Annotated in this window: 7 protein-coding genes, 1 tRNA gene and 1 pseudogene; 6 read left to right on the forward strand and 3 right to left on the reverse strand. The window is 57.3% G+C overall.

Going from position 1 to position 10149, the window contains the following annotated elements; genetic code table 11:
* The 3 genes from WBG04_RS14240 to WBG04_RS14250 all read left to right on the forward strand — a co-directional run.
* A partial coding sequence (locus WBG04_RS14240) for a PDZ domain-containing protein (protein ID WP_424315117.1) occupies nucleotides 1-1772 on the forward strand: 1772 nt, incomplete at its 5' end.
* Nucleotides 1773-1796: 24 nt separating this feature from the next.
* Nucleotides 1797-3236: a sensor histidine kinase gene (locus tag WBG04_RS14245; protein ID WP_424315118.1), complete on the forward strand. Its 1440-nt coding sequence runs from the start codon at nucleotides 1797-1799 to the stop codon at nucleotides 3234-3236.
* 2 nt (nucleotides 3237-3238) lie between these two features.
* Nucleotides 3239-3991 carry a LytR/AlgR family response regulator transcription factor gene (locus WBG04_RS14250; protein ID WP_424315119.1) on the forward strand — a complete coding sequence of 251 codons (753 nt, stop codon included), beginning with the start codon at nucleotides 3239-3241 and terminating at the stop codon, nucleotides 3989-3991.
* A gap of 139 nt (nucleotides 3992-4130) precedes the next feature.
* On the opposite strand, the gene WBG04_RS14255 is transcribed toward WBG04_RS14250, so the two are convergent.
* A complete protein-coding gene (locus WBG04_RS14255) occupies nucleotides 4131-4271 on the reverse strand; it encodes a hypothetical protein (RefSeq protein ID WP_424315120.1) in 141 nt (46 codons plus the stop codon).
* 159 nt (nucleotides 4272-4430) lie between these two features.
* On the opposite strand from WBG04_RS14255, the gene WBG04_RS14260 reads away from it, so the two are divergent.
* From WBG04_RS14260 to WBG04_RS14270, 3 genes are read left to right on the forward strand one after another with little or no spacing between them, the layout of a single operon-like run.
* Nucleotides 4431-4961 (forward strand): sigma-70 family RNA polymerase sigma factor, encoded by a 531-nt coding sequence (locus tag WBG04_RS14260; RefSeq protein ID WP_424315121.1) that lies wholly within the window; start codon nucleotides 4431-4433, stop codon nucleotides 4959-4961.
* A complete protein-coding gene (locus WBG04_RS14265) occupies nucleotides 4958-6691 on the forward strand; it encodes a hypothetical protein (RefSeq protein ID WP_424315122.1) in 1734 nt (577 codons plus the stop codon). The genes WBG04_RS14260 and WBG04_RS14265 overlap by 4 nt, the downstream gene beginning before the upstream one ends.
* 15 nt (nucleotides 6692-6706) lie before the next feature.
* On the forward strand, nucleotides 6707-7984 hold the full coding sequence (locus WBG04_RS14270) for a hypothetical protein (RefSeq protein ID WP_424315123.1): 1278 nt from the start codon (nucleotides 6707-6709) through the stop codon (nucleotides 7982-7984).
* 702 nt (nucleotides 7985-8686) lie between these two features.
* Here the strand turns inward: WBG04_RS14270 and WBG04_RS14275 are convergent.
* Together WBG04_RS14275 and WBG04_RS14280 are read right to left on the reverse strand one after the other, a co-directional pair.
* Nucleotides 8687-8774, reverse strand: a tRNA-Ser gene (locus WBG04_RS14275).
* A gap of 169 nt (nucleotides 8775-8943) precedes the next feature.
* Nucleotides 8944-10149 (reverse strand): annotated as a pseudogene (locus WBG04_RS14280) (DNA-directed RNA polymerase subunit beta'); the annotation flags it as partial.

Raw genomic sequence — 10149 nt, forward strand, 5'->3', positions numbered from 1 at the left:
GCCGTATTTTGCGTGCCGGAACGGAGTCTGGTTTCAGCGACCCGGTTTCCACGAGCTGCACCGTCATTTCCGGCGACTCCGGCGGACCGCTTTTCAATCTCCGTGGCGAGGTCATCGGGATCAACTCTAACATTAACCTGCCATGGTTCGCGAACAACCACGTCCCTGTCAGCGTTCTCCGAAAAAGCTGGGATCAGTTCATCGCAGGAGAGACCCTGTCGAGCGGTGGAGCCAACGGCCAGTCACCCGACTTCTTCGAACAGCACGACTACCTCGAAGATCCCTTCGCCGAGGTTCGGGAAAAGTTTCTCGAATTGCTTCCTTTGCACGCAGCGAGGGACGGCCTGGAAGCCCTGGTCGAGCGGCCCCGTTTGCTTTCGCTTCACCGCATGCAGGCCCACCTTGAGCGATGGGAGCCGGAGGAAGAAGCTGCCGAAGAGCCGAAGCTCGGCTTCGCCCTCAATAGTTCGACCGGCCCTGCAGTCATCGCCGAAATCGAGCCAGATTCCCCTGCCGCGGGGGCGGGCCTCCAGTCCGGGGACCAGTTGCTCACTTTCAACGGCAAGTCCGCCGCCACCGCCCCGGCCTTCGCGCTCGCTCTTCGTTCGCTTGACCCCGCCGCGCTGCCCGATTCACTCGATGTCACTGCCCAGCGCGGTGGCGAAACCCTCAGCTTCTCGATCGCGCCATCCTCCCGCCCTGCTCGGCGGCACTTCCTCCCACCGGTCACCGACGTCCTCACTGCGATGAGCGCGAGAGGGATGTCGACGGCAGTAAGCCGCGACGTCCAAGAGCTCGAATCCGAGTTCATCAAACCCCTCGTCGAACTCGAAAAGCGAGCCCGCTACTCAGTCCTCGAACTTCACAAGGAGGACGGCAACTCGAAACTCGGATTCGCAACCATCGTATCGGCCGATGGCGAAATGCTTACCCAAGCCTCACTCCTGCCCGAAGATGCCGAACTGGTCGCCGTTTATCAGGACGAGAGCCTCCCGATCGAAGTCGTCGCCAAGGATGAGCTTTCTGACCTCGCCCTTTTGCGATTCGCCAAAGCCGCCCCGGAACCCCTCGCCGCTGTCGAATGGAGCGAGGCAACGCCCACACCAGGCACCCTCGTTTACAGCCCGACCGGTGACGACATGACGATGGAATGCGCGGCGATCACACGTCCTCACGGCACCATCGTCCCTGGTGGAAAGGAAGCCCGATATCGTTTCGGAAGCACGCCTCCCTACCTGGGCGTCCAGCTTGAGGAAGACGCGCCCCTCGCCACCGTGGTGATGCCCGATAGCCCGGCCGACCGGGCGGGAATTCTGGAAGGCGACCGCATCACCAAAGCCAATGGGCAAGAAATCTCAAGTCCCAGAAATCTGTTAGATATTATCAAGAGCAGCGTGCCGGGTGACAAACTTCGTCTAACGCTCAAGCGCGACGGCAAAGAATTCAAGGTATCCCCCATTCTTGATCAGCCACCCACAAAAGGCAGCGGGTTCTCTCCGGAAGCCGCACGCATCGACAAGCAACTCATGGGGCTCAGCGCTGGAGGCGGCAAGCTCAGCACTCGTCGCAGTCCGTTCCCCGAATGCTACTATCATCACCTCCCGATCATTGCCTCGGAAACCGGATCCGCGATCTTCGATGCGAGCGGCCTCGCCTACGGCATCAATATTTGTCGCTCCCTCCGTCACCGAACGCTCGCGCTCACCGTGCCATCCGTCCAAGCTGCGCTCACGCGGCTGCGTGCCGAACCCTCAGAACCGAAGGACGAGTGACACTTTCCCCGTTACCATCAGCCCATGAAACTCATCCAAATCCTCCGCCGTCATCCATGGCCTGTCTTCCTCGGGTTGTGGACCATTGGAGTGGCTTGGATCGTCATTTGGCTGTTCAACCGTCCGCCCGCCGAGCCGATCATCATTCGCAGCGAGCAGGTCGGCGACACCGGTGGATGGCCGCTCTTTGACCGTACCTTCTATCCGATCTATCCATGGCTGCTTCTTGCCCCATGGGTGATCTGGCTCAGCCTGCGCTTCCCCATCGGGTTACGGCGGACCTGGTTGGCACTGCCTCTCGTGCTACTCGGCGCAGCATCCTTCGTTTACCTCAGCTACCGTTTCGCCAGCGGCTACGGCGAGCGCCTCCCACAGCTCGTCTATCTTTCCTACGCTCAACTGGGATCAATGCCGCAAGTCCTCATCGACGGCAAAGAACTGCTCTCCAAGCAATCATCGGGAAAAAAGGAAAGCCCTGAGCAGCCCGTCAAAATCGACCTTCAGGTCGAAGGCCTGAAGGATCTGCTCGCCCAAATAGAAGATCAATTGGGACTGCCCTTGGACGAAGAGCAGATCAGCAAGCAAATCGAAGAAGCCATGGTGAACCCTGCCGCTCGCGGACCCAACACGGAGGTCACCGTGATTGCCAAGCCAGCGGGCCCGGAATCGATGACCGTCGATGGATCGGGGGGCATCGACATTCCTAAAGTACAGGCCCCTGATCTGGGTCAAATCACCCGACCGAACCTGGTGCTGGGTTCACTGCTTCACCTCGGCGGCTTCGTGCTCATCGGGGGGCTGGTTCACCTCGGTGTCTTCCTCAAACACATCCGCGACCGTGAACAGCGGCACACCATCGTCAGCAAGGAACTCGCTGAAGCCCGCCTCTCCGAACTCCACGCCCAGCTGCGTCCGCACTTTCTTTTCAACGCACTCAATTCGATCTCATCCGAGGTCCACGAGTCTCCCGAGAAGGCCGTCGACATGATCGTCCACCTTTCCGATCTCCTGCGCGGTTCACTCACCGTCGAGCGCGGCAACGGCCTCATCCCACTGCGCAACGAACTCGCCCTGCTCGACCACTACCTCGCGCTCCAGTCGCACCGCTTTGGCAACCGCCTCACCGTGCATCGCGATTTCCCGGAGAACACCCTCGCTGTCCCGGTCCCACCCTTCGTGCTCCAGCCACTGGTCGAAAACGCAGTCCAGCACGGTCTCGAACCACTCGCCAGGCAAGGCAACCTGTGGCTCTCGTCGCAACTCGAGAATGGCGAGCTGATCATCCTAATCGAGGACGACGGCGTGGGCCTGAATGCCTCGCCCGCCACCAAAGGCACCGGCACCGGCCTCTCCAACATCCGCAGCCGGCTCGAAACCCTCTTCCCCGAGCGCCACCGCCTTTTGCTCGAAGCCGCCAGCTCCGAGCAGGGAACCCGCGTCACCCTGCGCCTGCCGCTCTCCTGAAAATGGCCACCATCCGCATTCTCATCGCCGACGACGAGGCACCCGCCCGCGCCCGCATCCGACGAGTCCTCGGCACCCGCCCGGACTGCACAATTATCGCCGAGTGCTCGAACGGCGCCGACACCCTCGATGCCCTCATCAACCAGGAGATCGACGTGCTTTTCCTCGACATCCAGATGCCCGAACTCACTGGCTTCGAAGTCATTGCCAACCTCCCCTCCGACCACCCTCGTCCGGCTATCATTTTCACCACCGCCTACGACCAACATGCCATCGAGGCCTTCTCGGTCTGCGCCGTCGACTACTTGCTCAAGCCTTGGAAAGACGACCGCCTGTTAGCCGCACTGGACCGAGCCATCTCGATCGAACCGCGCAAGAACCCCGCCACCGACATCGAATCGCTCCTGCAGCGGGTGCAGCACCATGCCAACGAGCGCATCGCCGTCCGTGACGGCGAACACCTGCACTTTCTCCGCGTCCGCCACATCCAACATGTCGAGGCTGCCGCCAACTACGTGATCCTCCACTGCCGCGACGCCCGCCACATCCACCGCGAAACCCTCGCCGCCATGGAGAAACGTCTCCTTTCCCACGGCTTCTTCCGCGCCAACCGCTCGAATCTGATCAACCTTGCCCAAGTCCGTGAGGTCAAATCTTCTGCAAAAGGCCCAAGCCAAATCATCCTCGAAGGCGACGCCGTCATTTCCCTCACCCGCCCGATCCGCGAACTAGAACAAGCGCTCTCCACCTTGTGAGCGTGTTTTCCGGAAGAGTCCCGTTTTCCAGATGGGTCATGGTAGTCACGGTGCCGTTGGTAGCGAGACTCACGATTCTGGCACTAAACTCACCGCAATGGGTGGCGAACCATGATTCCAGTCCACTGACAAGACTGTCTCAATCCGGATCATCGTTAAAATCCATGTTATCCGGCCCGATGGCAAATGTGGGGCCAAAAACGTAGACATCGAAGTAATCGGGGCTGCCGGAAACCAGCGAGAAAATGAAAGCGCACAGATTACCGTGATGCTCTGTCATCAGTTTGACATAGACCTACAGCTCCCCCAGTTCTTTCACTGAAGCGCTGCTAACGACTAAGGTCGGGGAGGTATCTGGCTTACCTCTTCCCAGCGCCGATTGCACTATTTCCAAAAAAATTGTTACGCTTCAGTCTCCATCTGGAAATACCCATCAGACATGCTCGACCAGATTGATCAGGAGCGCTTCATGCGCTTGTGGACAGCCAAACAACCTTCGGTGTCGAATTATATCCACGCTTTAGTGCGAGATCGGGGGGCTGCGGAGGATTTGTTACAGGAGACGGCTCTACTGATGCTCCGACGCTTCTCGGAGTATGACGAGAGCCGCTCGTTTGTCGCGTGGGCGCTCGGCTTTGCCCGATTTAAGGTCATGAGTCTGCGGCGCGATAGCGCACGAAGCATTTTAGTCTTTGATGATGAGGCCTTGGAGCAGTTCACCGAATTATGGGCAGAGCAATCTGTCGAGACGTCAGACCAACGAAGCGCCTTAGAGGGCTGTATCGAAAAATTGGCCGATCATGCCCGGCGGGTCATACGCATGCGCTACTTTGAGGGCCTGAATGCGGAGGAGATTGCAGGAAAGATCGGTGGCAGTGGTGCTGCAGTTCGTGTCAAAATCCAGCGAATTCGCTCACAACTTCGCATTTGCATCGATAGGCAAACCCGTCTGGAGGAGGACCTCACATGAAGGATTCCGATCAAATTATCGACGACTATCTTGACGGCGTGCTTGCGGGGAATGATGAGGCCGAGTTTCTCAAGTGGTTAAAAGAGAGAGATTCCAACATGGAGCGCTTCACCGAGGCCGTCATGTTCGAGCAGCAGACCCGTGCCGCGCTTCATGCCATGGAAAGACCAGAGAAAGCTATCCGAGTGGCAAGGCCATTGAAGCCTCTGCCCCGGAGTGCCGACTCTCCAACATCATCCATTCCGGCAATTCCACGCAGAGACTGGCTTGGACGCGTAGCGACTTGGCTCGGTGCCTTCACCATCTTCGAAAAGAAAGCTCACGCCACCGGAGCTGGAAGCGCTTCACCTATAGTCACCCAAACCATCTCTACGATCATCATGTCCAAGACCACCGTTACCGTCGCCATCCTTATTGTCGGAGGAGGAGCTGCTTTACTCATCCACCAGGGAAACAAGGATACGGCTGACCGTGTCGAACAGCTGCAAAGCGAAGTTGAGGCGCTTCAGTCAAAAGTTTTGATAGAAAGATCTCCTCCTTCAGCATCTGCCGCTGCCGTCCTCATCAACGGTCGCACGGTGAGGGAAATCCTCGAAGACTGGCGCAGGCTTCATGAAGCCGGACCTGAAAATAATGCCGAGGCCAGGGCATACACGGTGGATCTCAATGGCATGAATGGAGCATCTTTGAAAGAACTACTGTTAGAGGCGGAATTGATAGGAGATTTGCCTACGAGGTTGATTTTTGATATTCTGTTACGGCTTGCGGAAAAGTCTCCCAAAGATGCCACAATCATCGGCGCACGCCTTGTAAGCAGCGCACCGGAATTCAACAAGGGATGGGCGGAATACGTAGGTAAGGCTTTTGGAAACTGGCTAGCTGAAGATCCCGCTGCTGCCGATGCGTGGTATCTAAGCGCGGCTGAATTGGGCGAACTCACGCCAAATTCCATCCCGCCGGATGGCTCTGATCGCTGGGCTCTCGACAGGCTGCTCGCAGGAGTTCGTTTTAAGGCCATGTTAGACACCGACCCCGACGCAGCGGAAGCGATGATCGGGGAGATGAAGGCTGAGGATGTAGCGATTAGCGTCAGCTCGCTGCGGGATACCGCCCTTATTGATCGTTTCGTCAGTCAGCTTCCTCCAAGCGAACAGCTCATGGCGACGACCACGCCGGTCACAATCTTGGCACGCGACGATTTTGACGGAGTCATCGGTTGGATTTCGTCGATGAAAATCACCCCCTCCGCGCGTGACACTCTCTTTACTCAAGCGATGGAATCCGCGCTGCTGGAGGCCAAGCTGGATTTGGATGGAATCGCCAAACTGACCAAATCCCTGCCGATCACCGATGACGGCTTGCCTTATATGCTGATTCGAGCAGCTACGGTTGCAGGCGATAACGCTGGTGCAGACCGGAAATGGAGCGAAATGGCAGACCGCACCTCATGGCTACGCCAAAACCTCACGCCGGAGCAAGCGGAGGCAAGCGTTGGGCGATACCTTGGAAGTCTGACAATTTACGATGTCGAGAAGGGCTTGAATGCTTATGAAAACGAGGTAGCGCGGAGCGGTATCCGCGATCCGAATCTCACCGCAGCTTTTGCCGAAGAACTCAGCACCGGGCGCAATGAGACAAGCATCCGCGAAGCCCTAAAAATGATCGAAACGATGCCCAAAGGAGCCCAGCGGGACAATGCAAGGAAGGTAATCGAGGAAAACCGACGCTAGGATGAATTTCTAGAAATGAAACGCACCAATCTACTCCTCCCTTTAATCGTTATTTCCACAACCATAGCCCTTATTTGGCAAGGTTCGCGAATTCGTGAGAAGGAATCCGAGCTTCTTGAGATGCTCTCTCGCCATGGCAAAGCTTCAGACTCAAGCAAATCGAATGGCTTGACGAAAGACTCCTCCCCGAAGCGAGCTGCGCGCCCAAGTGCCGCTGCTTTCGATCCTGACCGCTTTCTAACTGAATTGAATAGCCTGCTAGATGGCGCGGAGACCGATCCGCGAGCCGTTGAAGAGTCTTTGAGGATGTTCTTGTTTAAGAGCAAAGACAAGCTTGCCTCTGCATCACCGAAGGCTCTCAAGAAGACCTGTGATCAAATCGAGGCAGACTGGGCGAGTCATGAGAAGGCTTTTGTGTGGTTGGCACTTGTGTCGGAGATCGTGAAATCGGATCCCGCTTGGGCAATCCGTGGTATTGATCGTTACCATAAGACGATAGTCAAAGAGCAGCCGATTGAAAAGATGCTCCAGTATTTGGGAAAAAATGGCACTCTCGGAAGTTCTGCTTGGAGTCCCGAGTATGCGGCGGAGCTCGGGAAATGGTTTGATACGGCGAATGCAGATGGGCGGCTTAAAGGTTTGGCTGAGGAGGTCGCTGGCATGCGTTTCGATTTGAACATTTTCTCGGGAAACCTGTTAGCCGCCGTGGAGCAACTTTCCCATCTACCCGAAGAGAGCTTGAGCACGTGCCTGGAGGATCTCGCAGCATCTAACAGAGCTCCTAGTGATCAACGCCACCTCGTTGAAGCCGTCGCAGTAGCCGTGTCGGCTGCCGATTTTCAGGATTTTACCCGCGCCCTCTCTCAGCACGCAGGCTTCGATAGTGCTCGTGACATACTGGCGAGCGCTAAACTAACAGCCGAACGCCATGATCTGGCTGCGGCAGGTATCGCCGCCGCAGATATTGGCCCGCAAACCGGGGCACGAGCGGATTGGCTGATTGCAACGCTGCGTGACAAGGATGCGGGAGCGGTAACTGGTTTTGCCGCTGCTTGGACCCAAGCTGCTCACAAAGACACGGCAGCGTGGCTAGCCGGCCTTCCTGCAGGTGATATTCGTGATGCTGCTGTGGCAGGATTTGCCCCAGCTATTGCAAGTCTCGATGGGGCCACCGCAGCGAAATGGGTGCTCACCCTTGAAGACCCTTCTCTGCGAGCTTCAGCAATGGATCGTGTCCATCGCGAATGGCGCCGACATGAACCAGAGGCGGCAGCTGAATTTTTCCGCCGATGAATGAGCCTCCACTTGGAGCTGCTCAGTTTAGAAGTCAGCCAAAAGTTGCTTGAAGCTCCTCTTTCCCTCTAGCAAGAGCCGCGCAAATTCTTCTCTGAAGGGCGATTTTGTAGCATTGGTTGGTAGGTTGTCTGGAGAGTTTGATCGACTACTTGACCTTTCAGTCGCGGACGTCGCAGACGGTATGCGCTTGTACATCCTTTATACCGGCGAAGCTGACGACGTGTCCCTTGGGCGATCAAGCCGACGGACCGTTTTACTGTGAGGGGTAGATTGAAGTGTATTACCAATCTCGCCACGACTTGTTAGAGTGAAATCTCACAATCCCAGCAGATGGCGGAGGGAGTGGGGTTGACTGGGCTTCGCTCCGTCCAATCTAAGATCCGTCCTACGGCCAAAGAAGAATTTGATCGCAAAGCTCCCGGATGCTTTCGAACCCATTGACTTCGCTTCGCTCAGTTTGGGTTCTCCTCCCACCCTGAAACGCCATCGCCCCTGCCCAGACAAGTTGGGCAGGGGCGATGGCGGAGGGGGTGGGATTGACTGCGTTCCACTCCGTCCAATCGACGATGCGGCCTACGGCCGGGCGGAGACTCGGTCGTTAAACTCCCGGGCACTTTCAAACCCAGCCCTTCGGGTCGGGATTACCTCCCACCCGAACGCCATCAGGCCCCATCCCGCGTTGCGTGGGATGGGGCCAGATGGCGGAGGGGGTGGGATTCGAACCCACGGTAGGTTTCCCTACTTCAGTTTTCAAGACTGACGCGATAGACCACTCTGCCACCCCTCCTAGAGTCGGCGGACGGAGGTTTGCAACGTCTGGGCGAATGCTTCAAGCAAAACCAGATTCCAGATAACAGCTTTGCAGATATCGCAGAGGCAAGCTTACCCCGATCTGCCCAACAAAAAAGCCGGCCCCGCATTAACGGGACCGGCTTGGGAATCATATTCCAGCGAACTCAGGCCGTCCCGGCCGCTTCCTTGGCTGCGGCTTCATCGGATGGCAGAGGAACAACCTCGCCATCATTCTCATCAGGTTCGATGACGATTGGCTCGGGTTCTTCAACGGTGAACTCGATCTCGCTGTCGCGGTGACAATCGAATCCGGTGCCGGCAGGAATCAGGTGACCCATGATCACGTTCTCCTTGAAGCCGGTGAGGTAGTCGATCTTACCAAGAGTCGCCGCTTCGGTCAGCACCCGGGTGGTGTCCTGGAAGGACGCCGCCGAGATGAATGAATCGGTTTCGAGCGAAGCCTTGGTGATGCCGAGCAGCACCGGTTCGGCTTCGGCTGGCTTACCACCGTTGGCGACGATTTCTTCGTTGACCTTGGTGAAGGTCGAACGATCGACCTGATCACCCCAGAGATACTGATCGGCGTCACCGGGATCCGTAACCTTCACCTTGCGCAGCATCTGGCGAATGATGATCTCGATGTGCTTGTCGTTGATCTCCACGCCCTGAACGCGATAGACGGACTGAACCTCGTTCACCAGGTGCTCCTGAAGTTCCTGCGCTCCGCAGGCCTCAAGCAGGTCTTCCGGAGAGACAGGTCCTTCCGTGATCTGATCACCACGCTTCACCTGATCACCTTCGGTGACGATGATGTGACGTCCCATCGGGACGAGGTGGTCAACGCTTTCTCCACTTTCTGGATCAGTAGCGATGACCTTCTTCTTGCCGCGGACCGTGCCGCCGAAGGAGATCTCACCGTCAATCTTGGCGATCACGCAGGCGTCCTTCGGCTTGCGGGCTTCGAAAAGCTCGGCAACCCGTGGCAGACCACCGGTGATGTCCTTGGTGCGAGCCACCTTGCGCGGAGTCTTGGCCAACTGCGTGCCGCCGGTAATCGTGCTGCCTTCCTTGACGGAAAGGTGAGCTCCGACCGGAATCGAGTAACTGGCACGAACTTCCTTGGTCTTTGGATCCATCACGACGACCTGCGGATGCAGGTCTTCCTTGTGCTCGGTGACGACCATACCCTTCTTGCCGGTTTCCTTGTCGGTCTCCGACTGGACGGTGATGCCCGCGATCATGTCACGGAACTCCACCTTACCCGCCTTCTCGGTGATGATCGGAACGTTGTATGGATCCCAAGTCGCAACCGTCGCGCCCTTCTTCACATCCTCACCGTCCTTGATCTCGATTTCGCAACCGATGACGAT

Origin of the sequence: Haloferula sp. (genome assembly GCF_049672945.1) — a bacterium.
GTDB lineage: Bacteria > Verrucomicrobiota > Verrucomicrobiia > Verrucomicrobiales > Akkermansiaceae > Haloferula.